16 protein-coding genes and 1 riboswitch are annotated in these 15767 nt (G+C 68.3%); of the genes, 8 read left to right on the top strand and 8 right to left on the bottom strand.

Annotated elements, in window-relative coordinates; all coding sequences use genetic code 11:
• The first annotated feature begins 106 nt into the window (after window positions 1-106).
• The gene (locus tag J7E45_RS18065; RefSeq protein ID WP_215068912.1) at window positions 107-1651 is read left to right on the top strand and encodes an FGGY family carbohydrate kinase; all 1545 of its coding nucleotides are present in this window, start codon (window positions 107-109) and stop codon (window positions 1649-1651) included.
• Window positions 1652-1672: 21 nt separating this feature from the next.
• On the top strand, window positions 1673-2683 hold the full coding sequence (locus J7E45_RS10010) for an NAD(P)-dependent oxidoreductase (RefSeq protein WP_215068910.1): 1011 nt from the start codon (window positions 1673-1675) through the stop codon (window positions 2681-2683).
• 69 nt (window positions 2684-2752) lie between these two features.
• On the opposite strand, the gene J7E45_RS10005 is transcribed toward J7E45_RS10010, so the two are convergent.
• Window positions 2753-3664: a sugar-binding transcriptional regulator gene (locus J7E45_RS10005; protein ID WP_215068908.1), complete on the bottom strand. Its 912-nt coding sequence runs from the start codon at window positions 3662-3664 to the stop codon at window positions 2753-2755.
• A 146-nt stretch (window positions 3665-3810) separates the two neighbouring features.
• On the opposite strand from J7E45_RS10005, the gene J7E45_RS10000 reads away from it, so the two are divergent.
• From J7E45_RS10000 to J7E45_RS09990, 3 genes are read left to right on the top strand one after another with little or no spacing between them, the layout of a single operon-like run.
• The gene (locus tag J7E45_RS10000; RefSeq protein ID WP_215068906.1) at window positions 3811-5106 is read left to right on the top strand and encodes an MFS transporter; all 1296 of its coding nucleotides are present in this window, start codon (window positions 3811-3813) and stop codon (window positions 5104-5106) included.
• 27 nt (window positions 5107-5133) lie between these two features.
• The gene (locus tag J7E45_RS09995; RefSeq protein WP_215068904.1) at window positions 5134-5760 is read left to right on the top strand and encodes a class II aldolase/adducin family protein; all 627 of its coding nucleotides are present in this window, start codon (window positions 5134-5136) and stop codon (window positions 5758-5760) included.
• Between the two features lie 12 nt (window positions 5761-5772).
• Entirely contained in the window at window positions 5773-7296 is a 1524-nt protein-coding gene (locus J7E45_RS09990) for an aldehyde dehydrogenase family protein (protein WP_215068902.1), read from the top strand.
• A gap of 9 nt (window positions 7297-7305) precedes the next feature.
• On the opposite strand, the gene J7E45_RS09985 is transcribed toward J7E45_RS09990, so the two are convergent.
• The gene (locus J7E45_RS09985) at window positions 7306-8505 is read right to left on the bottom strand and encodes an MFS transporter (RefSeq protein WP_251053601.1); all 1200 of its coding nucleotides are present in this window, start codon (window positions 8503-8505) and stop codon (window positions 7306-7308) included.
• 90 nt (window positions 8506-8595) lie between these two features.
• Here J7E45_RS09985 and J7E45_RS09980 point away from each other — a divergent pair, with 90 nt between their 5' ends.
• Complete coding sequence (locus tag J7E45_RS09980) at window positions 8596-9039, top strand: helix-turn-helix domain-containing protein (RefSeq protein WP_215068898.1); 444 nt, start codon at window positions 8596-8598, stop codon at window positions 9037-9039.
• 124 nt (window positions 9040-9163) lie between these two features.
• Window positions 9164-9802 carry a hypothetical protein gene (locus J7E45_RS09975; protein ID WP_215068897.1) on the top strand — a complete coding sequence of 213 codons (639 nt, stop codon included), beginning with the start codon at window positions 9164-9166 and terminating at the stop codon, window positions 9800-9802.
• A 21-nt stretch (window positions 9803-9823) separates the two neighbouring features.
• Here J7E45_RS09975 and J7E45_RS09970 read toward each other — a convergent pair whose 3' ends face one another.
• The 6 genes from J7E45_RS09970 to J7E45_RS09945 form a co-directional block, all read right to left on the bottom strand.
• Window positions 9824-10126, bottom strand: coding sequence for a hypothetical protein (locus J7E45_RS09970; protein WP_215068895.1), 303 nt, complete (start codon window positions 10124-10126; stop codon window positions 9824-9826).
• Window positions 10123-10389, bottom strand: a complete 267-nt coding sequence (locus tag J7E45_RS09965) for a hypothetical protein (protein WP_167633083.1) — start codon at window positions 10387-10389, stop codon at window positions 10123-10125. The genes J7E45_RS09970 and J7E45_RS09965 overlap by 4 nt, the downstream gene beginning before the upstream one ends.
• Before the next feature lie 286 nt (window positions 10390-10675).
• Entirely contained in the window at window positions 10676-11479 is an 804-nt protein-coding gene (locus tag J7E45_RS09960) for an SDR family oxidoreductase (RefSeq protein WP_091028228.1), read from the bottom strand.
• Window positions 11476-11973 (bottom strand): MarR family winged helix-turn-helix transcriptional regulator, encoded by a 498-nt coding sequence (locus J7E45_RS09955; RefSeq protein WP_215068893.1) that lies wholly within the window; start codon window positions 11971-11973, stop codon window positions 11476-11478. Before J7E45_RS09955 ends, J7E45_RS09960 begins: the two co-directional genes overlap by 4 nt.
• A 109-nt stretch (window positions 11974-12082) precedes the next feature.
• A complete protein-coding gene (locus J7E45_RS09950) occupies window positions 12083-13234 on the bottom strand; it encodes a calcium:proton antiporter (protein ID WP_215068891.1) in 1152 nt (383 codons plus the stop codon).
• 141 nt (window positions 13235-13375) lie between these two features.
• Window positions 13376-13657 (bottom strand): hypothetical protein, encoded by a 282-nt coding sequence (locus J7E45_RS09945; RefSeq protein WP_215068889.1) that lies wholly within the window; start codon window positions 13655-13657, stop codon window positions 13376-13378.
• Between the two features lie 151 nt (window positions 13658-13808).
• Window positions 13809-13874, top strand: a riboswitch (guanidine-III (ykkC-III) riboswitch).
• Window positions 13875-14053: 179 nt separating this feature from the next.
• Here J7E45_RS09945 and J7E45_RS09940 point away from each other — a divergent pair.
• On the top strand, window positions 14054-15766 hold the full coding sequence (locus J7E45_RS09940) for a ubiquinol-cytochrome c reductase cytochrome b subunit (protein WP_215068887.1): 1713 nt from the start codon (window positions 14054-14056) through the stop codon (window positions 15764-15766).
• Window position 15767 lies beyond the last annotated feature (1 nt).

Genomic DNA, 15767 nt, shown 5'->3' with positions numbered 1-15767 from the left:
GAGGCGCCGTGTCCGTGGCCCTGCCGACCCCCGCCGTTGCGCTCTGCGGACACCGAGCTATACTGAACAATAGATCACCAGCCCGCACTATTGTTCGGAGTTCAGTGTGCAGAGCCGCACTCGCATCATCCTCGGCGTCGACGCCGGCACCACATCGGTGAAGACCGTCGCCTTCGATCTCGACGGTCGCATCGCGAGTGTCTCCCGCTCGAGCGTGCGCGTGCAGCGCGCCGAGGACGGGCGCGCCGAAGCCGACATGAACCACATCTGGGATGCCGCGGCCACCACGATCGCGGCGGTGGTCGATGACATCGGCGACGCGGAGATCGTGGCGATCGGCGTGACGGGTCAGGGTGACGGCGCCTGGCTGGTCGATGCCGACGGTCGGCCCGTCGGTCCCGCAGCCCTCTGGCTCGACGGGCGCGCTCACGAACGCCTCGATGAGTGGCTGGATGACGGACGCGCGGCGGCCGTGCACCAGGCCACCGGCTCTCCCCTCTTCTCCGGAGCGCTGCCGATCCTCGTCGACGAGCTGATGGCGGCGGATCCGACCCTGCGGGAGCGGGTCACGACGCAGCTGAACTGCAAGGACTGGCTGCGCTTCAAGCTCACCGGTCGCCGTGCGACCGATCCCAGCGAGGCCTCGCGCACCTACCTCGACACCGCGACGGGGGCGTACGCCGAAGAGCTGTTCCCCGCACTCAGACAGGAGCACGTGCGCGAATACCTGCCGGAGGTGCTCGATCCGCAGCAGATCGCCGGCCGGCTCGAGCCGAGAGTTGCGGCAGCACTGGGTCTCCCGGAAGGATTGCCCGTCGTCGTCGGAGTCGTCGACACCGCGGCTGCCGGCATCGGACTCGGCGTGCTCGACGACGGCCGCGGCTACGCCATCCTCGGCACAACGAGCCTCGTCGGCATCAATCACGCCTCGCGTGCCGACGTGCGCAGCGAATCGAGCATCGTGCTCGCCACCGGTCGAGGGAGCCAGGTTCTGGAGTCCATGGCCCCGATGACCGGTACCCCCAACCTCGACTGGGTGCGCGCCACGCTCGGCCTCGCGGACGAGGACTGGGTCGTCGTCGAGAAGCAGGCCGTCGCGGTCGCACCAGGCAGCGGGGGCGTGATCTACCTCCCGTACGGCGCCCCGAGCGGCGAACGGGCTCCGTTCTTCGCCCCCGACGCCTCGGCATCCTGGCTCGGGATGAGCGTCACCACGACGGCGGGCCAGCTGCTGCGGAGCGTCTACGAGGGCTTGGCCTTCAGCCTGCGCGAGTCCACCGACGCACTGGGGCTCGACGGCCCGCTGCTCGTCTGCGGAGGAGGCTCCGACTCAGACCTCCTGTGCACGATCCTGGCCGACGTCCTGGCACGCGACATCGTGCGTCAAGACGAACCGGAGGTGGGCGCCCGCGGGGTCGCCACGCTCGCGATGGCAGCGATCGGACTCGCCGACGACCTGCACGACGCATCGCGCCGACTGACGCCATCGACGACGACCTTCTCGCCGGACGCCGCCCGCACCGCGCTGTACGACGACGCGTATGCGCTCTTCCTCGCGACGCGCGATGCCCTGCGCCCGCACTGGGGTGGACTCCGCCGCCTACGCGACAGCGCCGAGCAGCATCCCGCCCCCGAATCCCCGGCTCACTGACCACCACCTGAAAGAAGACACATGACTGAAACGTCCCGCCCGAAGGTGCTCATCACCGCTCCGTTCGATGCCGGCATCGCCGATTCCCTCGCCGACGCGTTCGACGTCACTCTGGTCGACCCGACCATGGACGGCGGATCCCTCGCCGACCGCGGCGTCGACGACGCACTCGCTGCAGCGGATGTCGTGATCGCCGAGCTCGACGTGGTCGACGAGAGCGCGCTCGCGAAGGCTCCCGACCTCAAGGCCGTCGTCTCCTGCCGTGCGAAGCCGGCGAACGTCGACCTCGACGCCTGCACGGTTCGGGGTATCCCGGTGTTCACGACCCCGGGTCGCAACGCCGAGGTCACGGCCGACCTGAGCTTCGCCCTGCTGCTGGCCACCGTGCGCAAGGTGAGCCAGTCGGAACGGTGGCTGCGGGCCGGCAACTGGACCGAGGACGACGTGTTCGAGCCCTACGAGGTCTTCCGCTCGATCGGGCTCGGCGGGCGCACGCTCGGTATCCTCGGCGGCGGGGCGATCGGCCGCCGGATGGTCACCCGTGCCCGCGGATTCGGTATGACCGTCAAGGTGTACGACCCGTTCCTCGCCCCCGATGCGTTCGGAGACGAGGCCAGCGTCGTGCCCCTCGACGAGGTGCTCTCGACCTCCGACATCGTCACCGTGCACGTGCCCCTGATGCCCGAGACCGAGGGACTTCTCGGTGAGCGCGAGCTCGCCCTCCTCCGCCCGGACGCCTATCTGATCAACGCCGGCCGTGCGGCGATCATCGACGAGCAGGCGCTGATGGCCGTCCTGCGCGACGGCCGGATCGCCGGTGCCGGCTTCGACGTCTACTACCAGGAGCCGCTCCCGCAGGACCACGAGCTGTTCTCCTTCGACAACGTCACGCTGACGCCGCACATCGCAGGAGCCTCGGACGACGTCATCGTCGAGCACTCGCGCATCGCTGCGGCGGCGCTGCGGGGGTGGCTGAGCGGGCAGCGCGTTCCCGGAACCGCGAACGAGAAGGCGCTCGCCGCGGTCGGCTGAGCGTCTGAGCGTAGGAGCGTCTGAGCCCCGGGAGCGGATCGTGCGTCGCGCGGTCCGCTCCTCAGCGCGTCAGTCGAGCAGCGCGGTGACGGTGTTCGAGTCGGTCACGAGCATGTTCACCATGCCGCTCGAGAGGGCGGTGCGCACGGCGTCGAGCTTCGCCGCGCCCGCCGCGATCGCGAGGCGGTGCGGGATGGCGCGCAGCTGATCCAGGTCGAGTCCGACGACGCGGGAGTCGAGCTCGCCGCGGACCGGTGCTCCGTTCGCATCGAAGAAGCGTCCGCCGACGTCGCCGATCGCTCCGGCCTCGAGAAGCGCGGCTCGTTCGCGCTCGCTCAGCGACCCGAAGAGCAGTCCGCGGCTGTCGTGCGTGCTGCCGATGCCCGCGATCAGGGTGCTGGCCTCTGCCGCTCGTGCGAGCACCTCGCGCACCCCGGGGTCGGCGTAGGCACTCTCCGCGGCCTGCGGCGTCGCGGCGACGAGAGGTGCGGGGAGGTGGAAGGCCGATCCGTCGGTGCGGCGCGCCAGTGCGAGGGTGAGCTCGTGTGGGTTGGCACCGTTCGCGAGACCACTGCTCGATCCGGTGAGGGGCACGAAGCGGGCGCCGAGAGGACGGGCGGGGAAGGCGTCGACCACGGCGGCGACCGCCGTGGAGAGACCCATGGCGACGGTGGTGTCCTTGTCGATGACGCTCGCGAGCGCCTCTGCCCCGACCGTCGCCATCGCGCGGGAGGCCTTCGCCGGATCGTCCACACTCGGGGCGATCCAGGCCTGGCGCAGTCCGTAGCGGCTGAGCAGCGCCTGCTCCTCGGCGGCGAACAGCGACTCCTCCACGTGCACGATGATCTCGACCATGCCGCTGTCGCGGGCCTCGGCGAGCAGTCTCGTCACGCGGACGCGGGACAGGCCGAGTGCGTCGGCGATCTCCTGGTGCGTGAGCCCCAGTTCGTAGTACATGCGCGCCACGCGACCCATCAGCATGCTGAACATCCTCCCACGCCGACTCCTCCGGTCCTGCTTGACAATTCCGCGACACGTGCCCAAGATGTCCATGGGCATTCGTTCACGATGCTGAACAAATGTACACCACATCCCGAAATCTCTACGCGCTCAACGAGGAGACACCCATGGTCACCCCCGCATCACCTCCCGCCGAGGGCCGCTTCGCGCGCCTCCTCAGCTCTCAGGGCATCTCGCGGCCCATCGCCTGGGGCTTCGTCGCCCTGACGATCTTCATGATCGGCGACGGCATCGAAGCCGGCTTCCTCTCGCCGTACCTCGACGAGCGCGGCTTCGACGGCAGCCAGATCGCCATGCTCTGGTCGGTCTACGGCATCGTCGTCGCCGTGGCCGCCTGGCTGAGCGGCGCGCTGGCCGAAGCCTGGGGGCCCAAGCGCGTCATGATGCTCGGCTTCGGCATCTGGGTCGTCTTCGAGGTGCTCTTCCTCGTGTTCGGCGTCATGGCCGGCAACTTCGAGATCATGCTCCTCGCCTTCGGAATCCGCGGGCTCGGATACCCGATGTTCGCCTACGGGTTCCTGGTCTGGGTCACGATCGACACCGATGAGCACGTGATGGGCCGCGCCGTCGGCTGGTACTGGTTCTTCTCCACGCTCGGACTCGGCGTCCTGAGCTCGTACTTCGCCGGAGCCGTCATCCCGATCATCGGCGAGCTGGCCACGCTGTGGATGGCGCTGGCCTTCGTCGTCGTCGGCGGAGTGATGGTGCTCGTACTGCTGCGCAACCCCGTGACCAAGAAGGTCACCGTGGCCAGCAGCGTCAAGGGCGTCGTCAGCTCCCTCACCATCGTCGCGACCAACCCGAAGGTGGGCGTCGGCGGCGTGGTCCGCATCATCAACACGCTCTCCTTCTATGCGTTCGTCGTGTTCCTCACGACCTACATGGTCCGCGACGTCGGCTTCGACCTCGCCCAGTGGCAGATCATCTGGGGCACGATGCTCGCCGCGAACGTGGCCGCGAACCTGCTCTCCGGCTACCTCGCCGACTGGATCGGGCGCGTCAACGTGGTCGCCTGGGCCGGTGGCATCGGATGCTTCGTCACGGTTCTCGCGCTGTTCTACGTCCCCACCCTCATCGGGCCGAACTTCTGGATCACGATCTCGATCGCCTTCGTCTACGGTCTCGCGCTGGGCATGTTCGTGCCGTTGTCGGCGATCGTCCCGCTGCTCGCCCCGAAGAACAAGGCCGCCGCGGTCGCCATCCTGAACCTCGGCGCCGGCCTCAGTCAGTTCATCGGGCCGGTCATCGCCGGCCTCGCCGCACCCGTCGGCGTCGAGGGCACGGTCTGGATCATCGCCTCGCTCTACCTCGTCGGTTTCGGCCTGACGTTCCTGCTGAAGACGCCCAAGGATGCGGACGACGCGGTCTCGGCGAGCCCCGCCCCGACTGCCGTCACCGCCTGAATCCCCCACCCTGACAAGGAGTCACCCATGACCACGCGTGTGGAATCACTCATCGAAGAACTCTCGGCCGTCGGTGTCGACATCGTCGCCCGCGGGCTCGCCCTCGCCTCCGGAGGCAACATCTCGGCGCGCATCGATGAGGACACCTTCGTGGTCACGGGCTCCGGCACCTGGCTCGACAGGCTCACGCCCGAGGACTTCTCGGTCATGAGCCTGTCGGGTGAGGTGATCAGCGGCTCGCCGAGCCCGTCGAGCGAGTGGAAGCTGCATCAGCGCAGCTACGCGACACGAGCCGACGTCAACGCCGTGGTGCACGTGCACCCGCAGCACGCCGTGCTCCTCAACGCCCTCGGTCACGATGTGCGTCTGATCACCCTCGACCACGCGTATTACGTGCGCTCGGTCGGGACCACTCCGTACTACCCGAACGGATCGGACGAGCTCGCCGACTCCGCCGCCGAGCAGGCCGCGCACCACGACTGCATCATCATGGGCCACCACGGCTGCTCCGCCCTCGGCGACTCCGTGAGCATGGCCTTCCGCCGCGCACTCAACCTCGAGGAGGCGGCCACCGCGACCTACCGCGCGCTGCTCCTCGGCGACACCGAGTCCGCCTTCCCCGCCGAGGCGCTCGCCGCCCTGCACCACGCCTGAACAGGAGCCGCGATGACGACCGTCCCCACGCACATCAGCATCGACCCCGACATCAGCGAGGCGACGAAGCGCTTCCTCGCCCAGCCTCCCCGGCTGCTCATCGACGGGGAGCTCGTCGAGGCCCACTCCGGACGCACCATCGACATCGTCGACCCGGGCACCGGTGCCGTCATCGCTCGCTCGGCCGCCGCCGACGCCGTGGACGCCGACCGTGCCGTGCAGGCTGCGCGTCGCGCTTTCGCACCGGATGCGCCCTGGCGGAAGATGAGCGCGCTCGACCGCGGTCGGATCATCCTGCGCCTCGCCCGCCTGCTCGAGGAGCGGGCCGACGAGTTCGTGGAGCTCGAGGTGCTCGACGGCGGCAAGCTCAAGAGTGCCGCCGCGAGCGTGGACCTGCCGCTCGCGATCAACCACTTCGAGTACTTCGGCGGCTGGCCGTCGAAGATCGAGGGCAACACGATCCCCGTGTCCGTGACGGACGCGATGGTGCGCACCGAGCGGGTCCCGGTCGGGGTCGTTGCCCAGATCGTGCCCTGGAACTACCCGCTGCTCATGGGCGTGTGGAAGATCGCTCCCGCGCTCGCCGCCGGCTGCACCATCGTCATGAAGCCCGCCGAGAACACCCCGCTCTCCCTGCTGCGTCTCGGCCAGCTCGCCCTCGAAGCCGGTATACCCAAGGGCGTCCTCAACATCCTCACCGGATACGGCGCCGAGGCCGGCGAGGCGCTGGTCGACCACCCCGACGTCGACAAGGTCGCCTTCACCGGATCGACGGCTGTGGGCACGCGCATCGCCCAGCGTGCCGCGCCGATGGTGAAGAGAGTGACACTGGAGCTCGGCGGCAAGAGCCCCAACATCATCTTCGACGACAGTCCTGTCGAGGAGGCCGCGGCCGCCGCGGCCAGCGCGATCTTCTTCAACGCCGGTCAGGCCTGCGCCGCGGGCTCGCGGCTGTACGTGCAGAAGCGCTCGTACGACGACGTGGTCGGTCGGCTCGCCGACATCGCCTCGTCGATGACGGTCGGCCACGGCTTCGACCCGTCGGCGCAGATCGGGCCGGTCATCTCCACCCGCCAGCACGAGCGCGTGCTCGGCTACATCGACGGCGCTCAGGAACAGGGGGCCACGGTCGCCGCGGGAGGATCCGCCTTCCCCGATGCCGCGATCCCCGGGGGCTACTACATCCGTCCCACCGTGCTGACCGACGTGGATGACACCTTCACCGCCGTGCGTGAAGAGATCTTCGGCCCCGTCGTGGTGGCGCAGCCCTTCGACGACATCGACGAGATCGCGCGCCGGGCGAACGACTCGCCCTACGGCCTCGCGGCGGGCATCTGGACGCGGGACATCGGCAAGGCGAACCGACTCGCAGCGCTCCTGCAGGCGGGAACCGTCTACATCAACATGTACGGTGCGACCGATGCGGCCGCCCCCTTCGGCGGATTCAAGATGTCGGGCTACGGCAGGGACATGGGTCACGCCAACCTGGAGTCGTACCTGGAGACGCGCACGGTCTGGACCAACCTGGCGCACTGATGTCGCCGGTCACTCCCGGTGCGTGACCGAGCCCGAGTGGCGTGCCGAGTCCGGCTCGCCACTCCGGGGCTTCCGGACGAAGGGAAGTCCGAGTCCCCACGCGACGAGAGCCGCGGCGGCGAACACCGCGCCCAGGATCGAGGATCCGGCCCATCCCCACGCGCTGAAGGAGACCGTCGTGGTGACGGCGCCGACGGCAGACCCCAGCGAGTAGAAGACCATGTACCCGCCGATGGTCGTCGAGACCCGATCCGGATGCAGCGTGGTGAGGGTGTGCTGGTTGCTGACGTGCACGGCCTGAACGGCGAAGTCGAGCACGACGATGCCGACGATCAGCAGCATCAGTGACCACGGGAGCTGTGCGATCAGCACCCAGGAGGCGACCAGTGCGACGAGGGCCAGACCGGTCACGCGATTCGCCTTACCGCCGTCAGCCCAGTGGCCCGCGCGAACGGCGCCCAGAGCACCCGTCAGGCCGGCCAGGCCGAAGAGTCCGATCTGGGTCTCCGTGAGGTGCCAGGGCGCCTCGGACAGGGGCAGCGCCATCCCGCTCCAGAGCGTTCCGAACGAGGCGAAGAGGAAGAAGGCGATCACGCCCCGGCTGAGGAAGGCCGGTTCGGTGAGCAGCCGACCGATGCCGCCGACGAGGACGCTGTGGTGGCGGGATGGCGGGCGCACATCGACGGGCAGCAGTCGAAGCGCTGCGGCCCCCAGCAGGAGGGAGAGCGCCGCGAGCAGGACGTAGATGCTGCGCCACCCCCAGAGATCGGCCATCATGCCGGCGATCAGCCGCGAGCCGAGGATGCCGACCACCACGCCCGACGTCACGAAGCCCAGGTTCCGTCCGCGCTCGCCGGGTTCGGACACTGCTGCGGCGTAGGCCACCGTCGTCTGCACGACCACAGCGAACAGCCCGGCGAACGCCAATCCGGCGAACGCCACCCACGCGGCCGGAGCGAGTGCGACCGCGAGCATCCCGATGCCCACCAGGCCCAGATGGAGAGGAATCAGGCGTCGCCTGTCGAAGCGGTCGCCCAGCGGTACGAGCAGGACGAGGCCGATGAGGTAACCCAGCTGCCCCGCCGACACCAGCCAGCCGAGCGCATCGGTCGGCACCTGAAGGCTCTTCCCGATCTCGCCGAGCACGGGCTGCGCGGCATAGACCGTCGCGACCGCGACGGCGCAGATGGCGGCCAGCAGTGTCTTCATCCGGAGAGTCACATCGTTCCTTTGGTTGCAAATTGCTACCAAAGTGACGGTAGGGCATAATGGTTGCATATTGCAACTCTTGGAGATCTCATGAGCGATGCCCCCGATCGTCCGCAATGGACCGATCCGACCTGTCCCGTCGCGCGCACCGTCGACCTCGTCGGCGACCGCTGGAGCATGTTGATCATCCGCGACGCGATGGACGGCGCCCGCACGTTCACCGACTTCCAGAAGCGCACGGGCATCGCCCGCAACATGCTCGCCGACAGGCTCCGCCGCCTCGCCGCGTACGGGATCATCGAGCAGGTCGATGCTCCCCCGGCCAAGCGCAAGCACTACGAGCTCACCCCGGCCGGCGAAGAGTTCTTCCCGGTGATCCTCGCCCTGCGGGGCTGGGGAGAGCGCCATGCCTTCGCCGCCGGGGAATCTCATTCGACTCTCGTCGATGCTGCGGGCGAGCGGGTAGTCGCATCCGCGCCCCTCGGCGCCGACGGTGCGCCGCTGACCAGTGGGAACACCCGCGTCGTGAGGTGAGTGCGTCCTGCCTTCGCGAGGGAGTCAGCCCGGTGGGCCCTCGGTCCGGGCTTTAGGGCGATACTCTGCGGTTTCTGACAGGGTGGAACGCAGGCCCTGCCCCTGGACGATGAAGCGGTGAACGATGAGTGGACCTGATTCCCCGGTGATCGGGGTCGAAGATGCACCGTCGCGGTGGTCGCCGTGGTGGCTGGCATCCGGAGCGCTGTTCATCGCCTCGGCACTGCTGGCCGCGTTCCGCAGTCTTCCCGGTTCGCTTGACCTGGATGCTCTCATCGGGATCTCGACCGCGGCAACCCTGGCCTTCAGCCTCGCGCTCGTCGCCGCCGGCGTCGGGGCTGTGCGCCACGACCACACCCTCCGCCTGCCGAGGGTCGCGATCATCTCGCTCTTCCTCCTCGCGGTCTGGCTTCCTGTGGCTCCACCGGTGCTGACCGCTTCATTCGGCATCACCTCGGCGGCACCGCTCTATCTGAACGCCCTCGTCAAGTTGGGGCTGAGCGGTGCGATCGTCGCCGGCATCCTCCGCAGTGCGCTGCCGAGCCCCTGGAGGCTCATTCCTGCGATCGCGCTCGCCGCCGTTGTCCTCGGGTCACTGCTCGAGGTCGCCTTCATGTCCGGCAGTGTGACCGACCAAGGCGCGATGATCCTCGTCTCGAACGTGCTGACCCTGGTGCGCATCCTCGCCACCGGAGCGCTGGGCGCCGTGGCGCTCCGGGCCGCCAGGTCGCGGTCCGGTTCAGTGGTCGTCTTCGGAGGATGACCGGAACCCAGGGCCTTCCCCTCAGGCGACGCTGAGGTACCCGTTCGAGGAGTCGTCCTCGACGAGGGCGTAGGACAGCACACCGTCTGCGTGCGCACACGCTCGTCGCCACACTCGCTCATGCGCGTCGTCGGCGTAGGCGAGCACGATCCATCGGGGCGCCTCGGGATCACGGCGCCCGACGATGTAGGAGACGCTGCCGAGTCCGGTCGAGCCGAGATGGGCGATGAACTGGTCGGCGCCCGGGCTCTTCGGCGGCGTGCGGCACAGGTCCGCCGGGCGGATGCGCAGGGTCAGGTCGGCCTGCCCCGGCCGGGCCTTCACGCGGCACCCCCGGCACGGGCGCCCAGCTCGGCGAGATCGCGGAGATCGTGTGCGTCGAGGTAGGCGCGGATCACATCGTGCACGAGACGGATCTGCGACTCGTTCCCCATGGCGGCCTGCATGGCGCCCATCGTGGGTGTCGGCTTTCCGTTGACGCGTTCGAGCGCCTCCCAGACGATGTCTTCGCGTGAGCCACGGCCCATCGAGTGCGGCATCGAGCTGAACACCGGGCTCGGTTTCCAGCCGGTTCGGGTCTCTTCCATCAGCGTTTCCTCTCGTCTCGCCGGACGCTGTCGAATGCGGGTGCACTCGGTCTCGTGCGCGGGCACGCCGAATAGCCCTGGGGTGAAGTGCCCCCGATGGACGGCGCGCGGTCCTGCGGCCAGGGGCCTTCCCGAAGACTGTCGGATGTCGACGCAGGAAGGACGATCTGGCCGTCCGGTTCCCTCTGACCGTATCACGTTATTTTGAGTCATTCAAAATAACAGAGACACTGAAATGCGAAAAGGCCCGATCCGCTGCGGATCGGGCCCAGTCATCCCCTGCGCGTCAGCCGCGCGGAGTGTCGTTCCAAGACCAGATGTCGTCGCCGCGGAGCACTGCGTCGGCGCCCCCGTCGCAATAGATGGTCTGGCCGGCCATGTGGGTGTTGGCAGGGCTCGTCAACCACACCAGCAGCTCGGCGATAGAGGATGCCGGCTGGTGGTAGTTGAGCGGCATCGGCACCGCGGCGTCGACCTGCGCCAGACCTTCCGGGTTCCCGAGCAGTCCTGCCGTCATCGGCGTGGTGACCGTGCCGGGAGCAACCGCATTGAGGGGGATGCCGGCGCCGGCCCAGGCCGCGGACACCGACTCGCGCCGGACCCAGCGCGAGAGAGCACGCTTGCTCGACGAGTAGTTCAGGAATCCGGCCTCCGGGGTGGTCGCGAGCTGGTCGCCGATCGACAGTGCCAGCGTCTCGTCGCCGCTCAGCGCGGCGTCGACGAGTTCGGCCGACACCGGCTGCAGGGAGGCCATGGACGAGACCACGGCGGCGCGGGGCTGGTCGGCGAGGCTCAACGTCGGTTGAAGCGCTTCCAGGAACTCGGTCACGCCGAAGTAGTTGATGGCCATCGTCTTCGAGACCGGCGCGGCGATCCCCGCGCACGCGATGACCGCGTCGATCATGCCGCCGGCGGCCGTGATGGCCGCATCCGCCGCCGCCCTGCGGCCATCGGGGGTCGACAGGTCGCCTTCGACCTCGGTGCCGGCGAGGTCGACGCCGATCACGGTGTGGCCCTGCTTGCGCAGCAGCTCGGTGGTGGCTGCACCGATGCCGGAGGCGGCGCCGGTGACGATGTACGTGCGTGTCATGTTTCCTCCTGGGGGATGGCGACGTCGGTGGAGACGTCGTGAGACGGCTGCATGCTCGTGCGGGACAGGGCGACGACGAAGCGCGAGAGCTGCGACTGGAACTGCTCGACCTCACGCGGATCCCAGCCGGCCAGTGCGTCGTCGACCATGCGATGCCCGGCGGCGACGAGGCGTGCGTAGGCCTGCGTTCCGGCATCGGTCAGTCGCACCTCGACCGTGCGTCCGGAGCGTACCCGGTCGACGATGCCCTGCAGCTCCAGGCGGGAGACCAGTTTCGACGCGGTCGGGCGCGATATCGATCCATGCTCGGCGAGCTGCCCGAACCCCATCGCCCCGCCGTTGAGGCCGATCAGATAGACGGCGCGGATGCCGGTGGGGTCGAGTGCGACGCCGACGCCTTCCGCCACCGAGGCCTGGACGTCGCTCTCGGTCCACTCGGAGACGACCCGGACGAGCGCGACATGGATGCCTGCGACACCGTCTGCGACCGTCATGCCGTCAGTCTACGCCTTTAGTTGCCTGAGGCAACTGTTTCTCGCGTCACGGTTCGCCGCCACGGAGCGTGAACATCGCGATCCCCTATGCCCGCAGGCATCCGAACCGTCAGCCGAACAGGACGATCACGTAGACCGCGAACGTCACCAGGTGCGCGGCGCGGTGCATCGCGGTCACCCGCTTCGCCGCGAACGTGGTCACGGAGAGCAGCAGCGTGACGCCGAGCATCAGCAGGTTCGCCGGAGACTCCGCCAGGACGACCGTCTGACCGGTGAGCATCCCGATGATCAGGACTGCAGGAATCGTCAGGCCGACGGTGGAGACCAGCGCTCCGAGGCCGAGGTTGTTCACGCGCTGGGCTTCGCCACCGAGAGCGGCGCGCACCGCGGTGATCGACTCCGGCAGGAACACGATTCCCGCGATGACCACGCCGGCGAGGGCGACCGGAGCGCCGAGGCGGCCCAGTCCGTCGTCGAGCAGCGCCGCCATGTCGTGCGACAGGAGCACGATGGGGATGACGGTGACCACCAGCAGCGCGAGGCGGACGAGGACCTCCGTGCGGTGCTCGGCCAGCACCTGCCGGATCCCGCCGGTTGCCTCCGCCTTCTCCTGACGCGCGGCGCTCTGCACCAGCCGCGGATCGACCTCAGTGAAGTCGCTCGCCTGCGCACCCATCTGCCGGTAGAGGAAGAACGCGTACAGCACGAGGGTGAGCACGATGATGGGGATCTCCTGCCCCGTCGTGTACGAACCGTCCGTCCCGATGAGCGCAGGGAGTCCGAACGCGAGGGCGACCAGCACCACCAGCATCGACAGGTAGGCCGAGGTGCCGGTGCGGTTGTGGGCCATGCCGCGGTGGCGGAGCCCGCCGAGGAGGAGCGCCAGACCGATGACGAGGTTCATGATGATCATCGCGACGGCCATCACCGAGTCGCGGGCGATGGTCGCATGCTCGCCCGGTCCGAGCATGACGGCCGAGATCAGGATGACCTCGATCAGCACGATCGAGAGCGTCAGGACGAGGGATCCGTAGGGGTCGCCGAGTCGATGTGCGAGGGCCTCGGCCTGCTTCACCACGCCGAATGCGCAGACGAGGATCACGGCGATGATCGCCCCGAGCGCGATGATGAGGACAGGGCCGGGCACAGGCGGCGCCAGCACCGGGTGGAGCAGGAGCAGGGCCGCGAATGCTCCCCATCCGAGTGCGACGCGGACGATGTCCGTCGGTCCGATCAACTGCTTAAGCTCCGTGCGTGACATCGCCGGACTCCTTCGAGGTGGGGCCGTCCCCGAATGATAACCACGACCGGGTCGTCCCGGTCGCAGCGCCGTGTCAGCGCACTGCATCTGATGGTACGCGGTCGAGGTCGGAGGGTGACCTCGGACTCGACCGCAGGGGGGTCACTCCGAGGAGGAGTGGGAGAGGGCGTGGATGTAGCGCTCCACGTCGCGGCGGAACTGCGATTCACGGTGCCGGCGGCGCTCCACGCAGGCCCACTGCGCGACCGCCCACACGAGGAATCCTGCGGAAAGAACGAGTTCGAGCCAGATACCGCGAGGCCCGACGGAGAGCGCTGCGGCGCTGACCATCGTGAACGCGACGAAGCACAGCGCGAGTGTGGCGCAGGCGGCCCGCGGTTCGCGGGATACGACCCAGATGGGCCAGACGGACGGATGATTCACGGGAGACTCCCCTCGGGGCCGTCCCCGGTCTGTCTCACCGTCGGAGGTCGTCCTCCGTCGTGATCGTGCTTTCTCCAGGGTAGCAAATCGGGGGCAGGCTCCTCCTGGTGCCAGGGCTCGGGCAGGCCGTCGCGTTCTCTGGTAGCTTGGCGGCAGGTTCATGAAACGAACCTGCGGACGAGGGCGCAGTACCCGCAAAGCGACAAGACTGACCAGAAGGTCGTCTCGTGTTGCCATTTGCGTGTGGAACCGTCCCGCATCCTCCCCGTCGTCCCTCGCGGACGCCTCTTCCTCGCGCGTCGCGGCAGCCAACTCGTGCTGCCGGCCGATCGCGGGCGGTTCTGCATGCGCAGCCTCAGAGCTCCCTGGCCAGCCACGACCGAAGAGGATCGCACCATGCCCCGTGAGTCTCCGACTCTCGACCAGACGGCCCCGAAGAAGGCACCGCCCCTCGGCGGACGCTTCGTCGGCGCCGCCTCGAACTACATCGACGAGCGCACCAGCGTCTCCGGACTCCTCAAGGAGCTGAGCCGCAAGGTCTTCCCCGACCACTGGTCGTTCATGCTCGGTGAGATCGCACTATGGGCGTTCGTGGTGGTGTTCATCTCCGGCACCTTCCTGACGTTCTTCTTCCAGGCGTCGATGGTGCCGACCCACTACACGGGTGCGTATGCGCCGATGCGCGGGATGGAGATGACCGCGGCGTTCGATTCGGCGCTGCGCATCTCGTTCGACATCCGCGGTGGACTCCTGGTGAGGCAGATCCACCACTGGGCGGCGCTCGTGTTCGTGGCCGGCATCGGGCTCCACATGCTTCGCGTGTTCTTCACGGGAGCGTTCCGCAAGCCGCGTGAGCTCAACTGGGTGATCGGTTTCGTGCTGTTCATCCTGGCGATGGCGGAGGGCTTCACGGGTTACTCCCTGCCGGACGATCTGCTCTCGGGCAACGGTCTGCGCATCATCGACGGCATGATCAAGGGCCTCCCCCTGATCGGCACCTGGACCTCGTTCATGCTCTTCGGCGGCGAGTTCCCAGGAACCGACATCATCGGCCGGCTCTACACCCTGCACATCCTCATCCTGCCGATGCTCGTGATCGCGCTGATCGTGGTGCACCTGATGCTGATGATCATCAACAAGCACACGCAGTTCGCCGGCCCCGGCCGCACGAACGCCAACGTCGTGGGCTACCCGATGATGCCGGTCTACGCGGCGAAGATGGGCGGCTTCTTCTTCATCGTCTTCGGGGTCATCGTGCTCCTCGGCACGTTCTTCCAGATCCTGCCCTTCTGGATCTACGGACCGTATGACCCCTCGCCGATCTCGGCCGGCACGCAGCCGGACTGGTACATCGGCTTCGCTGACGGGGCACTCAGGCTCGCGCCGCCGAACTGGGATGTCGTGATGTTCGACCGCACCTGGTCGTTCGGAATCATCGTTCCCGTCGCCGTCATGGGGCTGTTCATCGTCACGGTCGCGATCTACCCGTTCATCGAGGCGTGGGTCACGGGCGACAAGCGCGAGCACCACATCGCTGAGCGTCCGCGCAACGCGGCGACCCGCACGGCGATCGGCGTGGCGGGCATGATCTTCTACGCGGTGCTCTGGGCTGCGGCATCGTCCGACCTCATCGCAACGCACTTCATGCTCACGATGGAAGGCGTCATCCACTCGCTGCAGGCGCTGCTGTTCCTGGGCCCGATCCTCGGATACTTCGTCACGAAGCGCATCTGCATCGCGCTGCAGAAGAAGGACCGCGAGATTGTGCTGCACGGCTTCGAGTCGGGGCGCATCGTCCGTCTGCCGGGTGGCGAGTTCGTCGAGGTGCATCAGCCGGTCGACGAGTACGACCGATGGAAGCTGATCGACGTCGAAGGGTATGAGCCTCTGGTGGTGCGCCCGAATGCGAAGGGGCGTATCCCGTGGACCGAGAACGTGCGCTCGGCCGTGTCGCGCTGGTTCTTCGAGGACCGTCTGGTGCCACTCACACAGGCCGACATCGACGCGGTCGATGCGCACGCGAAGCGCGGATCCGATGAGCACGCGGTCGATGCCGGGCGAGAGACCGAGATGCTGGGCACCGGGAATGCCGACGACCCGAGGCGCTGAT

The organism is Microbacterium sp. ISL-59, assembly GCF_018613945.1.
In the GTDB taxonomy this organism is placed as follows: Bacteria; Actinomycetota; Actinomycetes; order Actinomycetales; family Microbacteriaceae; genus Microbacterium; species Microbacterium oxydans_B.
The sequence above is the reverse complement of the archived record's forward strand: the minus strand, read 5'-3'. Positions and strand labels throughout refer to the sequence as shown.